The sequence below is a fragment of the Streptomyces sp. NRRL B-1347 genome (genome assembly GCF_000720325.1).
Lineage (GTDB): Bacteria > Actinomycetota > Actinomycetes > Streptomycetales > Streptomycetaceae > Streptomyces.
This window is the reverse complement of sequence record NZ_JOJM01000055.1, coordinates 36,341-55,062: the sequence shown is the minus strand read 5'-3', so window position 1 is coordinate 55,062 and position 18,722 is coordinate 36,341. Positions and strand designations below refer to the sequence as shown.

The 18,722-nt window shown below is 74.3% G+C and carries 17 protein-coding genes; 6 read left to right on the top strand and 11 right to left on the bottom strand.

Going from position 1 to position 18,722, the window contains the following annotated elements; all coding sequences use genetic code 11:
* Together IG74_RS0133495 and IG74_RS46455 are read right to left on the bottom strand one after the other, a co-directional pair.
* A partial coding sequence (locus tag IG74_RS0133495) for a type I polyketide synthase (protein WP_030684873.1) occupies positions 1-1,493 on the bottom strand: 1,493 nt, incomplete at its 3' end.
* Between the two features lie 11 nt (positions 1,494-1,504).
* Positions 1,505-2,896, bottom strand: a complete 1,392-nt coding sequence (locus IG74_RS46455) for a PucR family transcriptional regulator (protein WP_158857866.1) — start codon at positions 2,894-2,896, stop codon at positions 1,505-1,507.
* A gap of 190 nt (positions 2,897-3,086) precedes the next feature.
* On the opposite strand from IG74_RS46455, the gene IG74_RS0133485 reads away from it, so the two are divergent.
* Positions 3,087-4,403: an acyltransferase domain-containing protein gene (locus IG74_RS0133485; RefSeq protein WP_030684868.1), complete on the top strand. Its 1,317-nt coding sequence runs from the start codon at positions 3,087-3,089 to the stop codon at positions 4,401-4,403.
* Positions 4,404-4,477: 74 nt separating this feature from the next.
* On the opposite strand, the gene msrA is transcribed toward IG74_RS0133485, so the two are convergent.
* Positions 4,478-5,026, bottom strand: coding sequence for a peptide-methionine (S)-S-oxide reductase MsrA (msrA, locus tag IG74_RS0133480; protein WP_030684866.1), 549 nt, complete (start codon positions 5,024-5,026; stop codon positions 4,478-4,480).
* A gap of 232 nt (positions 5,027-5,258) precedes the next feature.
* Here msrA and IG74_RS0133475 point away from each other — a divergent pair, with 232 nt between their 5' ends.
* From IG74_RS0133475 to IG74_RS0133455, 5 genes are all read left to right on the top strand, one after another.
* A complete protein-coding gene (locus tag IG74_RS0133475) occupies positions 5,259-6,320 on the top strand; it encodes an ABC transporter substrate-binding protein (protein ID WP_030684864.1) in 1,062 nt (353 codons plus the stop codon).
* A 2-nt stretch (positions 6,321-6,322) separates the two neighbouring features.
* Complete coding sequence (locus tag IG74_RS0133470) at positions 6,323-7,396, top strand: FecCD family ABC transporter permease (RefSeq protein WP_030684862.1); 1,074 nt, start codon at positions 6,323-6,325, stop codon at positions 7,394-7,396.
* Positions 7,397-7,456: 60 nt separating this feature from the next.
* Entirely contained in the window at positions 7,457-8,242 is a 786-nt protein-coding gene (locus IG74_RS0133465) for an ABC transporter ATP-binding protein (RefSeq protein ID WP_030684861.1), read from the top strand.
* A 174-nt stretch (positions 8,243-8,416) separates the two neighbouring features.
* Complete coding sequence (locus IG74_RS0133460) at positions 8,417-10,345, top strand: serine/threonine-protein kinase (RefSeq protein WP_030684858.1); 1,929 nt, start codon at positions 8,417-8,419, stop codon at positions 10,343-10,345.
* Positions 10,346-10,472: 127 nt separating this feature from the next.
* Complete coding sequence (locus tag IG74_RS0133455; protein WP_030684857.1) at positions 10,473-11,246, top strand: FHA domain-containing protein; 774 nt, start codon at positions 10,473-10,475, stop codon at positions 11,244-11,246.
* Here IG74_RS0133455 and IG74_RS0133450 read toward each other — a convergent pair.
* The 8 genes from IG74_RS0133450 to IG74_RS0133415 are packed head-to-tail and all read right to left on the bottom strand — an operon-like array spanning position 11,221 to position 18,708.
* A complete protein-coding gene (locus IG74_RS0133450; RefSeq protein WP_234334531.1) occupies positions 11,221-12,120 on the bottom strand; it encodes a DNA-binding protein in 900 nt (299 codons plus the stop codon). The genes IG74_RS0133455 and IG74_RS0133450 overlap by 26 nt on opposite strands.
* Before the next feature lie 26 nt (positions 12,121-12,146).
* A complete protein-coding gene (locus IG74_RS0133445) occupies positions 12,147-13,196 on the bottom strand; it encodes a pyridoxal-phosphate dependent enzyme (RefSeq protein WP_030684852.1) in 1,050 nt (349 codons plus the stop codon).
* Complete coding sequence (locus tag IG74_RS0133440) at positions 13,117-14,130, bottom strand: GHMP kinase (RefSeq protein ID WP_030684850.1); 1,014 nt, start codon at positions 14,128-14,130, stop codon at positions 13,117-13,119. The genes IG74_RS0133445 and IG74_RS0133440 overlap by 80 nt, the downstream gene beginning before the upstream one ends.
* Positions 14,127-14,957, bottom strand: a complete 831-nt coding sequence (locus IG74_RS0133435; protein ID WP_030684848.1) for a Rossmann-like domain-containing protein — start codon at positions 14,955-14,957, stop codon at positions 14,127-14,129. Before IG74_RS0133435 ends, IG74_RS0133440 begins: the two co-directional genes overlap by 4 nt.
* Complete coding sequence (locus tag IG74_RS0133430) at positions 14,954-15,730, bottom strand: methyltransferase (RefSeq protein WP_030684846.1); 777 nt, start codon at positions 15,728-15,730, stop codon at positions 14,954-14,956. Before IG74_RS0133430 ends, IG74_RS0133435 begins: the two co-directional genes overlap by 4 nt.
* On the bottom strand, positions 15,730-16,539 hold the full coding sequence (locus IG74_RS0133425; RefSeq protein WP_051855895.1) for an ABC transporter ATP-binding protein: 810 nt from the start codon (positions 16,537-16,539) through the stop codon (positions 15,730-15,732). Before IG74_RS0133425 ends, IG74_RS0133430 begins: the two co-directional genes overlap by 1 nt.
* Positions 16,536-17,690 (bottom strand): FecCD family ABC transporter permease, encoded by a 1,155-nt coding sequence (locus IG74_RS0133420; protein ID WP_078869238.1) that lies wholly within the window; start codon positions 17,688-17,690, stop codon positions 16,536-16,538. Before IG74_RS0133420 ends, IG74_RS0133425 begins: the two co-directional genes overlap by 4 nt.
* Positions 17,680-18,708 carry an ABC transporter substrate-binding protein gene (locus IG74_RS0133415; RefSeq protein ID WP_030684839.1) on the bottom strand — a complete coding sequence of 343 codons (1,029 nt, stop codon included), beginning with the start codon at positions 18,706-18,708 and terminating at the stop codon, positions 17,680-17,682. Before IG74_RS0133415 ends, IG74_RS0133420 begins: the two co-directional genes overlap by 11 nt.
* Positions 18,709-18,722: the final 14 nt, after the last annotated feature.

The window sequence follows — 18,722 nt, the reverse complement described above, 5'->3', positions numbered from 1 at the left end:
GACACCAACCGCTCCGCCTGCGCCCGCAACGCCTCCGACGAACGCGCCGACACCACCACCGGCACCACCGGCAACGAACCCGACCGCTCCTCCACCACGGGCTCTGCCGCCGGGGCCTGTTCGACGACCACGTGGGCGTTCGTGCCGCTGACGCCGAAGGAGGAGACGGCGGCGCGGCGCGGGCGGCCGGTCTTCGGCCAGGGGCGTTCCTCGGTGACCAGCTCGATGGAACCGGCCGTCCAGTCGACGGCCGGTGTGGGCTCGTCGACGTGGAGGGTGCGCGGGACGACGCCGTGGCGCATCGCCATGACCATCTTGATGACGCCCGCGACCCCCGCGGCGGCCTGCGTGTGACCGATGTTCGACTTCAACGAGCCAAGCAGCAGCGGCTGGTCGCCGGGCCGGGACTGGCCGTAGGTGGCGAGCAGCGCCTGCGCCTCGATCGGGTCGCCGAGCATCGTGCCGGTGCCGTGCGCGTCGACGACGTCGACCTCGGCGGGGGAGAGCCCGGCGGCGGCGAGGGCCGCGCGGATGACGCGCTGCTGGGACGGGCCGCTCGGCGCGGTCAGGCCGTTGGAGGCGCCGTCGGAGTTCACCGCGCTGCCCCGGATCACCGCGAGGACCGGAAGGCCCCGCCGCCGGGCCTCGGAGAGCCGCGCGAGGGCCAGGACGCCGACGCCCTCGGAGAAGCCGGTGCCGTCCGCCGCGGCCGCGAACGCCTTGCAGCGGCCGTCCGGCGAGAGGCCGCGCTGCCGCGAGAACTCCACGAAGGGGTCGGGGACCGGCAGGACCATCGCCCCGCCGGCGAGGGCGAGCGAGCACTCGCCGCCGCGCAGCGCCGTCACGGCCTGGTGGATCGACACCAGCGACGACGAGCAGGCCGTCTCCACGGTGACCGTCGGCCCTTCGAGGCCGAGGAGGTAGGAGATCCGGCCGGAGGCGACGCTGGTCAGCATCCCGGTCATCATGTAGCCCTCGGTGCCCGCCGCCGAGGCGTCGACCTCGGACGCGTAGCCCGTGTACATCACGCCGACGAACACGCCGGTGTCGCTGCCGCGCAGCGAGCGCGGGTCGATGCGGGCCCGCTCGACGGCCTCCCACGCGGTCTCCAGGAGCAGCCGCTGCTGCGGGTCCATCGCGAGGGCCTCGCGCGGGGAGATCCCGAAGAACGCCGCGTCGAAGCCCTTCACGTCGCTGAGGAAGCCGCCCTCGCGCGCGGAGACCTTGCCGGCCGCGTCGGGGTCCGGGTCGTACAGGTCGTCCACGTCCCAGCCGCGGTCGGTGGGGAAGCCGGATATCGCGTCGACGCCGTCGGCGGCCACCCGCCACAGCTCGTCGGGCGTCGTCACGCCGCCGGGGTAGCGGCAGCCCATGCCGACGACGGCGATGGGCTCGGAGCGGCCCGACTCCAGCTCCTCGACCCGGGCCCGGGCCTTGTGCAGGTCGGCGGTGACCCACTTGAGGTAGTCGAGGAGCTTCTCGTCCTTGTTCATCTGCTGACCGCTCATTTGGCTACCGCCCGAATCGAGTTCTCAAGGCCGGACGCGGGATCGTGGTCGGCGAGCACCGAGGTGCCGAGCCGTCCCGCCAGGTACAGCGCGAGGTGCAAGCGGAGGCGGTCCTCGCGCAGGGACCGCCCGAGGAGTTGCTCCGCCTTCTTCACCCGGTAGACCACGGTGTTCTTCGCGATGTGCAGGTGTTTGGCGGTGATGGCGACGCCGCGCTCGTTGTCCAGCAGACAGCGCACGGTCTCCCGCAGCGCGGCCATGGACCTGTTGTCGGCGGCCAGCGGACCGAGTTCGCGGCGTACGAAGTCGGCGGTGGCCTCGGCGTCGTTGCCGAGCAGGATCACCGGCTCCAGGTCGCCGTAGTCGCAGAGCCCGGACGGGCCCGGCTCGATGATGCCGCCGACCCGCTCCGCGGTGACGGCCTGCTCGTGGGAGCGCTGGAAGCCGGCCACGCCGTCGCCCGGGAGCCCGGAGGCGACGCGGATGTGCGGGGGCAGGTCCACGGGCGCCCCGGAGCGCCGCAGTTCGGCCGGGCGGTCGGTGGCGCGGCCGCCCCACGCCCACAGGCGCCCCGGTCCCGCGGGGAGCATCAGCATCGAGGAGCAGCCGACCTGGTCGAGCAGGCGCAGCGCGGTGGCCTCCAGCTCGCGGCTGCTGTCCGGGGTGATCTCGTCCTGCCACAGCACGAGCGCCACGTGGTGCAGCGTCAGGTCGTACCCCAGCTGGCGCAGCGCCCGCATGGTGTCGACCGGCTTGCCCTTCAGGATCGAGGACACCAGCTCAAGGCGCTCGCCCACGGACCCGGCGAACCAGCGGTCGCGTTCGGCGGCGAACTTCTCGGCGACCACGGCGGACAGCGTCTCCATGCCCTCGAAGAGGTCGGCGGAAATGGACCGCATCATCGCCGCCTGGTCCTCGGCGGGGATCACGGCGTCGCGGAACTCGAACAGCTCACGGGTGAAACTCGCGTGGGCGGCCCGGACGTAGCGGAGGACGTGGTCGACGGTCGTGTTGTCCGAGATGCGGTCCCGGATGGTGTGGGTGAGTTCCGCGGAAAGGACACCGGTGATGGACCTTATGCCGCTGAGCCGCAGGACCACCCAGAGCGCTATCGCTTCGACGAGTCTGGTTTCGCTGCGGGACTTCTGATCGAAACGGGCGAACGGCTCTCCGGAGAGTTCGGCAAGCAGCAGGCGGCTGTTCTCGATCGCCCAGCCGGTCGCACCCGAACCGACGCGGGCGACTACCTCCTCGACCAGCTGCGGATTCGTCGCCGGTAAATGGAGGACGGAGTCGTCAGCGGGGCGCAGCAGATGCAGCAGGGAACTGGTGGACGTGATCTGGGGACGCGCAGGAATAGTGACCTGCGGAGTCGGGCAGCCTGACAACGAGTAGCCTCCCTAACGGAAAGCGGACGCGACTGGGTGCGGGCAGCCTATACGCGCATTCGGGCACGGCGGGTAACCGCCTGGTAACCGCCTCTGACCGGCGGAATTACCGCGCGGTGGGCGGCAGTTCGGGGGGTGCGGGATATCTTGCGCTGCGCGGTCCACCGATTGGCAGCGACGAGGAGTGCTCGTGACCAAGCCCGCCCCGCAAGACCTTCGCATCGGCGCAGTGACCGGCACGGTGCCGTGGGTGCTGTCCGGACGCAGTGCGGCGGGCCTGCGCGCCCAGGCCACCCGTCTCCTGGCCCGGTTCGACTCGGGCGCCGCCGGGGCCGCCCACGTCATCGAGGTGGGCCGGTCGCTCGTGGCGGCCGGGGCCGCGGGCGAGCACCGGGCCGTGGTCATCGGGCGCGGCCGCGCCGAACTGCTCGACGGGGTGCGCGCGCTCGCCGAGGAGCGGCCCGCACCGCACGTGATCACCGGCCAGGCGCCCCGGCAGGCCGGAGGGGGCGCCCGGCCGGTGTTCGTGTTCCCCGGTCAGGGCACCCAGTGGGCCGGCATGGCGGTGGCGCTGCTCGACGCGTCGCCCGCGTTCGCCGACGCGATCCGGGACTGCGAGAAGGCGCTGTCGCCGTATCTGAACTGGTCGTTGGAGGACGTGCTGCGCGGCGTGCCCGGCACCCCGCCGCTCGACCAGGTGGACGTCGTGCAGCCCGTGCTGTTCTCGATGATGGTGTCGCTCGCCCGGCTGTGGCGCCGCTTCGGCGTCGAGCCGGGCGCGGCGGTCGGCCACTCGCAGGGCGAGATCGCGGCCGCGCACGTCGCGGGCGCCCTGTCCCTCGACGACGCCGCGCGGATCGTCGCGCTGCGCAGCCAGGCCCTGACGAAGATCCGCGGCCGGGGCGAGATGCTGACCGTGCTCGCCCCCGGCGACCAGGTGCGCGCGATGCTCGCCGACTGGGAGGGCGCCCTCTCGGTGGCCGCGGTGAACGGCCCGGCCACCCTCACGGTCTCCGGCGACGTGACCGCGATGGCCGACTTCGGCGCCGCGCTTCGGGCGGCCCGGATGATGCGCTGGCGGGTGCCGGGCGTGGACTTCGCCGCGCACTCGCCGCATGTGGAGGACCTGCGGGAGACCCTCCTCGGCCTGGCGGCGGACGTCCGGCCCGTGGCGAGCGAGGTGCCGTTCTACTCGACGGTGACCGGGCGGCGCGTGGACACCGAAGGCCTCGACGCGGAGTACTGGTACCGGAACCTGCGGCAGACGGTCAGGTTCGACGACGCCGTCCGCTCGCTGGTCGCCGACGACCACGCGGTCTTCGTCGAGTGCAGCGCCCAGCCGGTGCTGACGGTCGGCATGCAGGACATCGTGGAGGAACTCGGCCGCTCGGCGGTGCTCATGGCGACGCTGCGCAACGAGGACGGCGGCGCCGCCCGGTTCCTCGCCGCGCTCGCGGAGGCGTATGTGAACGGCGTCGCCGTGGACTGGACGGCGGCCTTCGCGTGACGGACCCCCCACGGGCCTGAAGGCCCTGACCGGCGCTCCGGTCAGGGCCTTCCCGCACGCGGTCTTCGCGTCCCTCAGTCGACGGCGATGCCGAGATTGCGGAGCTTCGGCTCGATGACCGCGCGGCAGTACGGCTGGTAGCGGTTCTTGTTGTAGAAATCCTGCTGATCGGAGTCGGCTTCGACGAATTGCTGATAGGGCCGGAGATCGGTCACGATGCTCTGGCCCAGTTCCTGCCGCACCCGGTTCATGACCTGTTCGGAACGTACGCGCTGGTCTTCGTCGGCGTAGAAGATCGTCGAATGGTAGACCGTGCCGTGGTCCGCTCCGCTCTGGTTCGGCGTGGTCGGGTCATGGCTCTGGAAGAAGAGGGTGAGTATGTCCTCGAAGGAGACCTTTTCCGGCTGGAACGTCAATCGCACCGCCTCGACGAACTTCTGCGGATTGAGTCCGTGGCGCTCGTAGGCCTCGTAGTCGGGCGGCGGTCCGTGATCTCCGGCGAAACCCGCCACACTTGACGTCACGCCGGGGGTTCGACGCATCACCGCGTCGAAGGACCAAAAGCAGCCGGGACCCAGTACCGCGGTCTCGGCATTTTCTGCTGCGGGTATTTCATCGGCCATCGGAGTCCTCCCCAGACTCTGGTCCGAATTTTCGCTGAATTGTAGCAGGAATAACATTTTCAGTGGGTGCGCAAAGGCCTTGCGGGGCGGGCGGCTTCGGGGGTTTCGCGGCCCGTGCGGGGCGGTCGTCCGCGGCCGCGTCCAGGCGCCGGGAACCCGGCGGGCCCCCGGCACGACTCCTGGGCCGCCGGTGCGAGAGGCCCGGCCTCGAAGTGGGTTCAGGAGAACAGCGATGCGTACTCGTACGGGGTGGGGTGCGGCGGCCGTGGTGTGCGGTCTCCTTGTGTCGGGCTGCGGCGGTGGCGGCGACGGCGCGGACGGCTCCGCGCGGGACGGCGCGGCCGCGGGGTTCCCGGTGCGGGTCACCGACTGCGAAGGGAACGCGACCAGCTTCTCCGCCGCCCCCGAGAAGATCGTGACCAGCAACGCGGCCGCCCTGGAGCTGCTGCTCAGGCTCGGCGCCGGGGACCGGGTGGCGGGCACCGGCTTCCCGCCCGGCAAGGGCACGCTGCCGGGGGCGCTCGGGAAGCAGGCGGACGACGTGCGGGTGCTCAGCCGGTCCGTGATCCCCAAGGAGAAGCTGCTCGGCTCCGGCGCCGAGCTGTACATCGACAGCTTCGCCTCCATGGGCGGCATGGGCGGCGGCATGGGCGACACCCCGACCCCCGAGGAGTACGAGGCGGTCGGCATGAAGCACATCTACCTGAAGTCCACCGCCTGCGCGCAGGACCGCAAGGGCCCCGTGACCGACCTGTCCGCCGTCGAACGGGACATCACCTCGCTCGGCGCCGTCACCGGCAACCGGAGCACCGCGGCGGAACTCGTCGACGGCATGCGGACGAAGCTGGCCGCCGTCCGCAAGGCGGTGGACGGCGTCCCCGAGCGGAAGCGGCCCACCTACTTCTTCTTCGACTACGACGCGGGGACCAAGCAGCCCACCGCCGTCTGCAACCGCCAGATCGCCCACGCGGTGATCACCCTCGCGGGCGCCCGGAACGTCTTCGCGTCCTGCGACGGCGCGTTCAAGCAGGTCGGCTGGGAGGACGTGGTCTCCAAGAACCCGGACTGGATCCAGCTCGGCGTCCGCAACCGGGGCAGCGCCGCGGCCAACCAGAAGGCCTTCGACGAGGCCCGGAAGTGGCTGGAGACCAACCCGGCCACCAAGGGCCTGCGCGCGGTGAAGAAGGGGCGGTTCCTGCGCATCGGGTCCGAGGCCACGACCATCGCCGGCGTCTCCAACGCCGACACCGTGGTGCGCATCGCCAAGACCCTCCACCCCGGCAAGGTCCGCTAGCCGTGGCGTGGCCGCGCACCGGGGCGAAGCGGGCGGGCCGCGCCGACGGCGACGCGCGGGTGCTGCCCGCCGGGCCCGTCGCCGCGGGCCTCGCCCTGCTGCTCCTCGCGGCGCTCACGGCGGCCGTGTCCTGGGGCTCGACGTCGCTGCCGCCCGGCGAGGTGTGGGGCGTCGTCGCGCGCAGGCTGACCGGCGCCGCGCCCCGGCCCGGGACCAGCGACCTCATCGTGTGGCAGCTGCGGGTGCCGCGCGCCCTGCTCGCCGCCCTCGTCGGTGCCGGGCTCGGCCTGGTCGGCACGGCCGTGCAGGCGCTCGTCCGCAACCCGCTGGCCGACCCGTATCTGCTGGGGGTCTCCAACGGCGCCTCCCTCGGGGCCGTCGCCGCGATCGTCCTAGGGGCGGGCGCGGGCAGCGCGCTCGGGCTCTCCGGCGCCGCGTTCGCCGGTGCCCTGGTGACCTTCGCCCTGGTGTGGGCCGTGGCCCGGCGCGGCGGCGGCTTCGCGCCGCTGCGGCTCGTGCTCGCCGGGGTCGCGATCGGCCAGTTCCTCTCCGGCTTCACCAGCTACCTGGTGCTCCAGGCCGGGGACGAACAGCAGACGCACAGCGTGCTCTTCTGGCTCATGGGCAGCCTCAGCGGAGCCACGTGGCAGCTGATCGCCGTGCCCGCGGTGACCGTTCCCGCCGCCCTGGTACTGCTCCAGGCGCGGGCCAGGAGCCTCAACGCACTCCTGATGGGCGACGAGACGGCCGCCGGGCTCGGCGTCGGCGTGGGACGCCTGCGCCGGGAGCTGTTCGTCGTGACGAGCGTCCTGACCGGCTCCCTGGTGGCGGTGTCCGGGGCGATCGCCTTCGTCGCCCTGATGGTGCCGCACACCTGTCGCCTCCTCGTGGGCGACGACCACCGCAGGCTGCTGCCGCTGTCCGCGCTCGGCGGGGCCGTCCTCATGGTCGTCGTCGACATCGTGTGCCGGACCGCCATGGACGCGCAGGAGCTGCCCGTCGGCGTCGTCACCTCGCTGATCGGCGCCCCGGCACTGCTGTTCCTGCTCGACCGGCGCCTCAAGGACGGGAGTTGACCGTGTGCCGTGGCGAAACCGCAGCAGACGTACGGGAGACGGACGCGAGGGGAGCGACCGGTGCGCGTTGACATCGAGGACCTGTCCGTCGCCTACGCCGGGCGCACCGTCGTCGCGGGCGCGCACCTCGTCGCCGCCGAGGGGCAGATCACCGGGCTCGTCGGCCCGAACGGCAGCGGCAAGTCGACGCTCCTGCGCACCGTCTACCGCCATCTGCGGCCCGTGGCGGGCCGGGTGCTCCTGTCCGGCACCGATCTGCGCGAGCTGACCCCCGCCCGATCGGCCCGGCACGTCGCCGCCCTCCCGCAGGAGCGGGGCGCGGACGTCGAGCTGACCGTGCGCGAGGTCGTCGCCATGGGACGCACCCCCTACAAGCGGGCCTTCGCCGGGGACGACGCCGCCGACCGGGACACCGTCGCGCACGCCCTCGCCGAGGTCGGCATGGCCGAAGCGGCCGGGCGCCGCTTCGCGGCCCTGTCCGGCGGCGAGCGCCAACGCGTCCTGCTGGCCCGCGCCTTCGCCCAGGCCCCCGACGTCCTCGTACTGGACGAGCCGACCAACCACCTCGACGTGCGCCACCAGGTGGAACTGCTCGCGCTGCTGCGCGGCAAGGGGCGCACCACGCTGGTGTCCCTGCACGACCTCAACGCGGCCGCGTCGGTCTGCGACCGCCTGCACGTGCTGCACGGCGGGCGCGTCGTCGCCTCCGGGCCGCCGCGCGAGGTGCTCACGCCCGCGCTGCTCGCCGAGGTGTTCGGCGTCCGCGCGGCCGTCGTCGACCATCCGCTGACCGGCGACCCGCTGATCGCCTTCGACCACCGGGAGCCGGCGGCGGAGCCGGGCTGAGGCGCCGCGCGCCGTCGCCGCCCCCGCCGTCCGCCGCCCCCGCGCGCCGCGGGGGCAGTGCGCGGACATCCCGTGAAGGCCCTGTGGCGTGCCGCGCGCACGCAGTAGGTTCGGTTGTCGCGTGGCCGACAGCGACGGGCGGCGGAGTCCGGACCACGGCTGAGGGGAGCAGGGGTGCGCCGGGGCACGACGGTCGGCGGGCGCTACCGACTGGTGCGCGGCCCCTTCCACGGGGGCATGGGCGAGGTGTGGATCGCCCGCGACCAGCGGCTGCCCCGCCAGGTCATCCTCAAGCGGCTGCGGCGGCGTGACCGGCGCGGCACCCGGTCCGACCGCCGGGAGTTCGACCGCATCGAAGCCGAGGCGCGCGCCCTCGCGCGCTTCAGCCACCCCCATGTCGTCACTCTGCACGACGTGCTCACGCTGCCCGAAGGCGGCTTCTCCCTGCCGCGCCGCAGGACCGCGTCCTGGCTGGTCATGGAGTACGTGTCCGGGGGCAGCCTCGCGGACCGGCCGCCGCTCGCGCCGCCGCGGGCCGCACGCGTCGGCGCCCAGGTCGCGGCCGCGCTCGCCGCGCTGCACGCCGAGGGCATCGTGCACGGCGACGTGAAGCCCGGCAACGTCGTCACCACGCCCGAAGGCCTCGCCAAACTCGCGGACTTCGGCGCCGCCTACCGGGTCGGCGGGCAGGAGACCATCACCCCGCCCGGCACGCTCAGCTACACCCCCGACTACGCCGCCCCCGAAGTCGTCCGGGGCCGCCCCGAACCGGCCTCGGACGTCTTCTCCCTCGCCGCCCTGCTGCACACCCTGGTCACCGGCCGCCCGCCGCGCCCGCACACCGGCGGCGACGTCGACCCGTTCGTCGCCGAGCGGCAGGCCGAACGCGGCGAGGTCGCCCTCGACCCCGGCCTCGGCCCGCTCGGTGACCTCCTTCCCGCGATGCTCGACCCCGCGCCGAAGAACCGGCCCGCCGCCGCCGAGGCGGGCCGGCTCCTCGCCCGGATCGCGGGCCCCCAGGAGCCGCTGCCGCGCGGGGACATGGGGGGCGACGGCGAGGGCGAAGGGGTCGGCCAGGACAGCGAGAGCTCCGGCCGGATCGTCCTGCCCGGCAGGTCACGGCAGTTCGTGATCGTGGCGGCCGTCGCCGTGGTGACGCTCGCCGCCGCCGTGTGGCTGCCGCCGCTGTGGCCGGACGGCGGTGACGGCGGCGACGGTGGCGACGGGCGGAGGACGGCCCCGGTCCTCGGCGACCACCGCACCCTCGACCCGTGCGCGCTCGCGGACCCGGCCGCCCTGAAGCGCTTCGGCGAGCCCGAACTCGACCGGCACTACGGCAACTTCGACCGCTGCGACATCCTCGTGGACACCGGCGGCGACGACCCCGTGGACGTCCAGTTCCACTTCGACACGGGCGGCGGCTCCGGGCTCCCGCAGCCCCACCGCACCGAGGGCCGCGTGGCCGTCGTCAAGGAGTCGGGCGACAGCGACGAGTGCGTCCGTACGATGCTCCCGGCCACCGACCGCGACGCGCACGTCACCATCGTCGTGGAGGACGGCGGGTCCGCCGCGCCGGACGCCCGCGGCGGCGCGGCGCGGCTGTGCGCCATGGCCGACGCCGCCACCCGCGTGGCCGTGCGGCGGCTCAACGACGGGCCGCTCGCCCGCCGCCCCGAGGCCGCGCCCGGCTCCCTCGTCCACGAGGACGCCTGCGCGCTCCTGGACGCCCGGGCCCTCGAAGCCATCCCCGGCGTCGACGCCCGCGACCCCGACGTCGGCTTCGGCAACTGGGACTGCGAGTGGGCGAGCACCACCAGCGACCTCTGGCTGGAACTCCGCTTCGACCAGGGCCCGTCGCCGGACGCGGGCGACGGGACGCTCACCCGTGTCGGCGGGCGGCGCGCCGTCGTCGAGCCGGGCGCGGAGGGGCCGCGGACGTGCCGCGTCCGCGTGGTGCACCGTGCCCATGGCGGCGGCGGTGACGGCGACGGCGGGCGGGCCGTCGAGACCCTCAATGTCACCGTCGGCGGCGACCCCTCCCAGGATCGGCTGCGCCGTCTTGCGCTGCGCTTGGCCGCGGCGGCGGTCGCCGAGGTTCGCTGAACGCTTCTTCTGCGGGCCGTCTGTGGCTGGTCGCGCAGTTCCCCGCGCCCCTTAGGGGCGCTCCCGGGACGGGTCCCGTATCCGGCGGAGCACACTGGCGGGCACCGCGGTCAAGGAGGAGGCGCTCATGAACGGTCCTGCGAGCCTTGCGCGCGGCGTCGCGCCCGCGCCGCCGGGCACCCTGCACGCGCGCACCGTCACCGGTGACCTCCAGGCCCCGCCGCGGCCCGGCCTGACCGTGCGGTTCGGGCGCGGCGACGAGCCCGACGTCGACCTCGGCGTCGGCGAGCACGACCTGATGGTGAGCCGCCGCCACGGCGAACTGACGTACCGCGACCGCAGCTGGTGGCTGCGCAACACCGGGCAGCAGCTGCTGCGCCTGCCGCGCGGCCGGATGATGCACACCAGCACCGAGCCGGTGCCGCTCGCGCCGGGCTACACCCCGCTGTTCGTGCGCGGCTCCGGCTACCGCGAGCACCTGGTCGAGCTGTACGTCACGGGCCACGACGACCTGGGCCCGGTCTGCCGCCGCCGCGACGGCACCGTGCCGCCCAAGCGGTGGCCGCTGTCCGACGAGGAGCGGCTGCTGCTCGTCGTCCTCGGCCAGGAGTACCTGCTGTACGAGGAGGGCCCGCGCCCGCTCACGTACCCCAGGGCGGCCAAGCAGCTCGCCTATCTGCGCCCCGACGAGCACTGGGGGGAGCGCAGGATCGAGTACCGGATCGAGGCCGTGCGGCGCAGGCTGCACGACAGCGGCTTTCCGTACCCGCTCCTGCACGACACGTCGGTGGGACGCCCGTCCGACAACAGTCTGCTGCACAACCTGCTCAAGGGTCTGGTGGAGTCCACGACGCTGGTGCCGCCCGACCTCGGCCTCATGGACGACGAGCAGGACCGGTAGCGTGCAGCGACTCCAGGAGGAACACGGCGGCGTCGCGCAGGGCCAGGGGCGCGGTGCCCGGCGCCCGCAGATGGCGCGCGATCCGCCCGAGGACCTCGGTGGTGCGCGCGGAGCCGATGCCGCGGGCGCGCGGCGCGAGGTCCGCGACGAGCCGCTCCGCGTCCCGCCAGGCCCCGGCCCGGACCAGGGCCGCGAGCAGCTGGGCGGTGAACAGGTGCCGGTAGGAGGGGCCGGGCGCGGTGGCGGCGCGGTGCAGCGCGGGCAGGGCCCGGTCGGTGTGGCCGAGCCGGGCGAGGACCCAGCCGCGGTGGCCGAGCAGCTCCCACTCGTCGAGCCACCACGTCCACGGCGGGTCGTGCCGCGAGACGCCGTCGAGGAACAGGCTCCGGGCCCCGGCGAGGAGCGCGCGCGGCTCGCTGCGGGCGCCGAGCAGCGCGGTCGCGTGCGCCTCGCGGATCAGGACGAGGCTCGCCACGCGCGGCGGCAGCGGCCGCGGCCCCCGCGCGCGGGCGGCGGCGGCGAGCGCGGCGCGGGGGCGCCCGGTGTGGGCCAGGAGCATGCTGTCGTTCAGGAGCGTGAGCCGGGCCGTCCAGCGGTCGCCGCACCGCTCCGCGAGGGCGAGCGCGCGGGCGTTGAGCCGGTGCGCCCGCCGGTAGTGGCCCGCGTCGAACAGGATCCACCCGGCGACCTCGTACAGCTCGGCGAGGGCGGCGACGCGGTCGCTGTCCGCGCGCCCCGCCGTGTCGGGCAGGCCCCTCAGGGCCGCGCGCACCAGCGGCACGGCGGCGCGGGCGCCGTGCGCCGCGTCCACGGCGACGAGCCGCCGCACGGCGTCCACGGCGTACGCGGTGACGTCGCCCTCCTCGTGCTCCACCACGCCCCCCCGGCCCGAAACGATCTCTACGTCCGCTGCAACGGCGCCCGCGCGGACTCTGTTCCCGGCAGGGCGGGGGCCGGGGCCGCCGCGCCGGACCACTCCATCCGTGCCCAGGGCAGCGCGAGTTCGTCCGGGGACGTGACGGTGCGCGGCGCGAGGGACGCCAGCGGGGCCGCCTGCGCGTGCCGGGCGAAGACCGTGTCCACGTAGCGGTGGCCGGTGTCGGCGGCGATGAACACGGTGGTGCGGCCGGGGTCCTGGGCGTGCTCCCAGCGCGCCGCCGCGTACGCGGCGCCGGTGGACAGGCCCGCGAAGAGCGCGTGCCGCCGCAGCAGGTCCACGCTCCCGGCGAGCGCGGTGTCGAAGGACAGCCAGTGCACGGTGTCGTACGCCGCGTGGGAGACGTTGGCGAACGGGATGGAGCTGCCGATCCCGGCGATGATGATCTCCGGGTCGGCGACGTGCTCGCTGCCGAAGGTGACGCTGCCGAAGGGCTGCACGCCCACGAGCCGCACGTCCGGGCGGCGGGCCCGGCAGTAGCGGGCCAGGGCACCGGTCGAGGCGCCGGAGCCGACGCCGCCGACGAGGTTCAGGCCGCCGTCGGCGCCGGTCTCCTCGCAGACGCGGTCCGCGATCGCCTCGTAGCCGAGGTAGTGGATGTCGTCGTGGTACTGCCGCATCCAGAAGTACTCGGGGTGTGCGCGCAGGATCTCCTGGACGCGGGCGACGCGCCGCTTCTGGTCCAGCTTGAGGTCGTCGCTCGGCGGCATCTGCTCCACGCGGGCGCCGAGCACGGCCAGTTGGGTGCGCAGGGTGCGGTCGACGGTGGTGGAGCCGACGATGTGGCAGCCCATGCCGTAGCGGTGGCAGGCGAGGGCGAGCGCGTAGGCGTAGATGCCGCTCGAACTGTCGAGCAGCGTGTCGCCGCGGCGCACCGCGCCGGTGTCCAGGAGGTGGCGCACGGCCGCGAGGGCCGACACCACCTTCATGGTCTCAAAGCGCAGGCAGATGAACCCGTCGGCTACACGTATCAGGTCGGGGCGGCCGATCGCTTCCGCGATGTGCTCGTCCATGCGGGGGCTCCTCGCTCGTGGTCGCACGCGTGGTGGCGGTGGTGTGGAAGGTGTGGGTGGTGGGGATGCCCGCGGCCGCCAGGGCCCGGCGGCAGCCGCGCACCCGGCCGCGCAGGTCCTGCGCCGCGGGGTCGAAGAGCAGGCCCGCCACGCTGCCGCTGTGGGCGATCTGCACGCCGACCGCGCCGACGCGGCCCGCGACTGCGGTGAGCTCGGTGAACTCCGCGTGCGGCAGGACGCGTTGGCGAAGCCGCGCGCTCTCGGTGGCGACGTGGCCGAGCAGCACGGGATCGGCGGCGGCGACGGCGCGGCGCAACAGGTCCCGAAGGTGCTCGTAGCCGGGCACGTCGGCGGCGTCCGCGTCGGCGGGGGCGGGCAGCGCGAGGGTGTCCACCGGCCTGCCGCCGCCGAGCGCGCAGCCGACGACGACCGCGGGCGGCAGCGCCGCGCCGAGGTCCTCCAGGACGCGGCCCTCGCGCTGGGCGAACAGCAGGGCGCGGCCGTCCAGCATCAGCGGGTCCGACGCGCGCTCGGCGCGCACCGCGAGCCGCGCGACCGCCTCCGGCGCGAGGCGCACCCCGAACGCGTCGGCGACCGCGCGCACGGCCGCGATCACGTCACTGCTGGACGAGCCCATGCCGAGACCGACGGGGATGTCCCCGTGGAGCCGCAATTCACCGCCGCACAGGGGTACTTGGCTGTGCGTCGCGCACTCGGCGAGGGCGTACGTGGCGGCGCGCAGCGCCTTGGTCCGGTCGGCCGGGACCACCGTCACGTCCTCGGTGTCGTGGCGGCGGGTGAACTCCGCGCGGGTGCCGAGCCCGGCGAGCGGCAGCGTGACCAGGCCCGCGACGCGCCGCCCGCGCTCGTCGAGGAACACGCCCTGGAGGATCTCGCCGTGGTGGCAGGCGGCACGGCCGGTCCCGGCCCTCACGCCCCACCCTCGGCGCCCGGCGCGGCCCGGTACCGGTACAGGACCGTCGGCTCGGCGCTGAACTGCGAGAACGGGAACGGCTCCGCGGACAGCGCGGCCACCCCCGCGCCCAGGAAGGCCCGCGCGACCGCGCTGCCGGACTGCGCGTAGACGACCAGTGGGACGCCCCGCTCGCGGCAGCGCGCGAGGATCGTGTCGAAGCTGCCGTTGGACAGCGTCATGCCGGTGGCGACGACGGCGTCGGCGGCGTCGAGCACCTCGTGCATGTCGCGGCTCACGGGGTCGCCCCACTGCGTCGTGCGCAGGTTGAAGTCGCAGGGCAGCGGGTCGCCGCCGCGCTCGCGGATGGCCGCGACGAGCGGGTTGACGACGCCGATCAGGGCCACCTTGGCGCCCCGCTCGATGTCGAGCAGGCCCGCGATGGCCGTGTCCCGGGCCACCGCGCGCACCTCGGGCGGCCCCGCGGGCAGCGTCACCGGCTCGGCACCGGGCGCCTCCCGGTGCGGTGCGACGGCGCCCAGGTAGGCGTCGAGGGCGGCCGTGCGCAGCGGCGTCGGCGCGTCCTTGAGGAGCGCGGCGAGCGAACTGCCCGACGCGTCGCGGCAGACCGCCGGGTCGATCTCGCCCGCCTCGAAGGCGCAGCCGCCGAAGGCCCCGCCGACGCGGACGAGCACGTACTGGTTGAGGTAGGTGACGTCGCCCCCGGCCAGGCGCGTGCCGTGGTGGACCCAGAACACGCTGGTGGCCGTGAGCTCCGCCGGGTCGGGCCCCAGCTCGCCCGCGAGGACGGCGTCGAGCAGTTCGGTGACGTTCTCGGGGCGCTTCATGCCCGGCCTCCATGGGTGAACGCGAACAGGAAGGTGAGGACGCCGTCGCGCCAGTCGCGCACGGAGTCGATCCGCGGTGTGAAGCCCCGGTCCTGGGCGTCCTGGACGATGCGGCGCAGATCGGCGGTGTTCGACGCGATCACGTACGCCACGCCGTCCGGCGCGAGCAGCTCCCGCTCGGCGAGCTGGGTGAAGAACCGCGCGAGCAGGGGCGAGCCGACGCACGTGTTGCGCACGACGTCGGGGTCCTCGCTCACCGGCCGGCTGACGGCGGGCGGGTTGAAGGTGACGACGTCGAGCCGCGTGCCGGGCGGAAGCCCGTCGAAGAGGTCGCCCGCGGCGGGCAGGAACGCGGTGCCGTCCCGGGGTCCGACCAGGCGGGCGTAGTGCCGGGCCGCGGTGGCGACGCTGGTGGCGTGCACGTCCATCGCGTAGATCTCACGCGCCCCGCGCACCCCGGCGGCGACGGCCTCGACGCCGAGCCCCGCCCCCTTCCCCAAGTTCTCGGCTTCGCTCGAACAGGGGATACCCCACTCGCCGTAGCGCAGGCCGCGGGTCTCTATGCGGCCGTCGAGGATCCGCTCGTGGATCGTCCGGCTGGTCGCGCCGGGCAGGAAGACGCCCGGCGGCACGTCGAAGGTCCAGCCGTTCCACTCGTACGCGCGCGTGGTGTGCAGGTTCCCCTTCGGCTGGTTGAGGGCGACGATCCGTTCGGCGGGCAGGGGCGGCGGCAGCTGCCGCAGCAGATCGGGTCCGGTGGCCTGGGTGTCCATCAACTGTCCTTTTCCTTAGGGGTGTCGAAGTCCGCGCGGGGGCGGGGGAGGGGTCCGCGGTAGCTGACCGCGAGGTGGCCGAGGGCGTCCGGGCCCGTCTCGGCGTCGACCTCGAAGACCTCCGCGAGCAGCTCGGGCGTCAGGACGTCCTTCGGCGGCCCGGCGGCGACGAGGCGCCCGCCGTGCAGCAGGAGCAGCCGGTCGCAGTGGCGGGCGGCGAGCGACAGGTCGTGCAGCGCGACCAGGACGGTCTGGTCGGTGCCCGCGAGCAGGGCGAGCAGCTCCAACTGGTGCTTCACGTCGAGGTGGTTGGTCGGCTCGTCGAGCAGGATCGCGTACGGCTGCTGCGCGAGCGCCCGGGCGATGTGGGCGCGCTGCCGCTCGCCGCCGGACAGGGCCTTCCAGGCGCGCTCGCGCAGGTCGGTCAGGCCGAGCCGGGCCAGGGCGGCGTCGACGACGGCCCGGTCGCGCGCGTCGAACCCGCGCCACCGGTCGCCGAACGGCGTCCGGCCCAGGCTCACCACGTCCACGACCCGCAGCTCGCTCTCTGTGTCGGCGGCCTGCTCCACGAAGGCGACGCGCCGGGCCACGCGCCGGGCGCTCCAGGCGTGGATCGGCTCCCGGTCGTAGCGGACGACGCCCGACGTGGGCGCCCGCAGCCCGGCCAGACACCGCAACAGGGAGGACTTGCCGGATCCGTTGGGCCCGATCAGGCCGACGGTCTCGCCGGGCGCGACCTCCAGGGACACGCCGTCGACGACGTTCCTGCCCCCGACCGCCCAGCTCACGTTCTCCGCGGTGATCCTCACAGCTCCCCCCGCCCGCGCAGGACGAGCAGGAACAGGGGTACGCCGAGCAGCGCGGTGAACACGCCGACGGGCACCTCCTGCGGCGTGAACGCGACCCGCGCGAGCGCGTCCGTCCACACCAGGAACACGGCGCCCACCAGGGCCGAGAGCGGAAGCAGCACCCGGTGCCCGGGCCCGACGAGGAACCGTACGCCGTGCGGCACGATCAGGCCGACGAAGCCGATCGCGCCCACGGACGCGACGGCCACCGACGTCATCAGGGACGTCACGACGAGCAGCAGCCAGCGCGTCGTGCGCACGTCGACACCGAGCGACGACGCGGTGTCCGCGCCGAACGAGAAGCCGTCGAGGGCGGCCGAGTTGAGCCACAGGACGAGCAGCCCCACCGCCGTCACGGCGGCCGTCACGGCCACCGCGTCCCAGCGCGCGGGCGCCATCGAGCCGAGCAGCCACTGCGTGATCGCCCGGATCATCTCCGCGTCGCCCGACGCCATCAGGACGAGCGAGGTGAGGGCCGTGAACAGCTGCGACACCACCACACCCGTCAGGACGATCCGCACCGAGTCGAGGCCGGTGCGCCGCAGCAGCAGCATCAGGAGCGCGAACGACACCATGGCGCCCACGAACGCGCCGCCCGTCACGCCGAGCGAGGCCGACCCGACGCCGAGCACCACGACGGTGACCGCGCCGGTCGAGGCGCCCGACGAGATGCCGAGCAGATAGGGGTCGGCGAGCGCGTTGCGCGTGACCGCCTGGAGCGCGGCGCCGCACACCGCGAGCGCGGCGCCGACCAGGGCCGCCATCAGGACGCGCGGCACCCGCAGCTCCCAGATCAGCGAGTCCACGAGCGGCGCCGCGGGGTCGGTGCCGAAGCCCAGATGGAACCCGGCGCTGCGGGCGATGTCCCCGTACGAGACGTCCGTGGTGCCGATGCGCACGGACACGGCGGCGGACCCGAGGAGGGCGAGCGCGGCCAGGAGGAAGAGCCCGGCGTGCGCGGCAGGCCCGCGCGGGGCGGCGCGGGCGGCCGCGGGGGCGGCGGGGGCCGGGGCCGCCGCCCCGCGCGCCGACGGATGCAGCAGGTCCGGCACGCCGCCGCCCGGCGGCGCCGGTATGCCGGCCGGGCCCGCCGGAGCCGGGCTAGCGGACATACCCGAGGTCCTCCATCCCCGTGACGAGGCGCGGCAGGGCGCTGATCGTGCGGACCGAGGGGTCCATCTCCGTACCGGGGATCTCGATGAAGCGCTTCTCCCGCACGGCGGGCAGCTTCGCCATCACCGGGTTGGCGCGGACCGCCTTCAGTTTGTCCTCGGCGCTGTCGCCCGGCTTGCCGCGCTCCGACAGATCGCCGAGCACGATGAAGTCGGGCTTGCGCTTGGCGACTTCCTCCCAGCTGACCTGCGGCCAGTCCTCGTCGACGTCGTCGAAGGCGTTCTTCGCGCCGACGACGCGGCTCATCTCGCTGGGCATCGCCGATCTGCCCGCCACGTACGGGGTGTCGCCGTACACCGAGTACAGCCACACCACGCTGGGCTCGCCATCGACCCGCTTCTTGGTCTTCGCCGCCTCGGTGAGCGTGGCCCGCTGCTCCTTGACGAGCTCGCGGGCGCGCTTCTCGACGCCGAAGACCTTCCCGAGGTCGGCGTAGTCCTTGAAGAGCAGCTCGAAGGGCGTGCGGGCCCTGCCGTCCACGGTGTTCTGCTTCGGGCAGTCCACGGCGCTCACGAACGACGGGAGCCCGAGCCCCGCCAGCTCCTCGCGGGTGCCGACGCGGTCCTTGGTGAAGTAGTCGGCGAAGCCGCCGACGGCGAGGTCGGGGGTCGCGGCGCGCAGCTGCTCGCTCGTGAGGATCTTCGGGCTGAGCACCTTCACGCCGTCGTACGCGGCCCTGTACTCCGGCGCGATCTTCGTCTTGAGGTTGGACGTACCGGCCATGCGGTCCTGGAGCCCGAGCGCGAGCAGCACCTCGGTGGAGGACTGGTCGAGGGCGACGGCGCGCTTCGGCGGACCGTCGAAGCCCAGCTTCTTCCCGCAGCTCGTGACGGTCGTCTTCCGGGCGGCGGCCGCCTTGCCGTCCGACGATTCGCTGCCGCCGGAGGCGCAGCCGACGGCCGTGAGGGACAGGGCGAGGACGGCCGTGCCGAGGCGGGCGGGGTGACGCGGACGCATGGGACCTCCGGTGT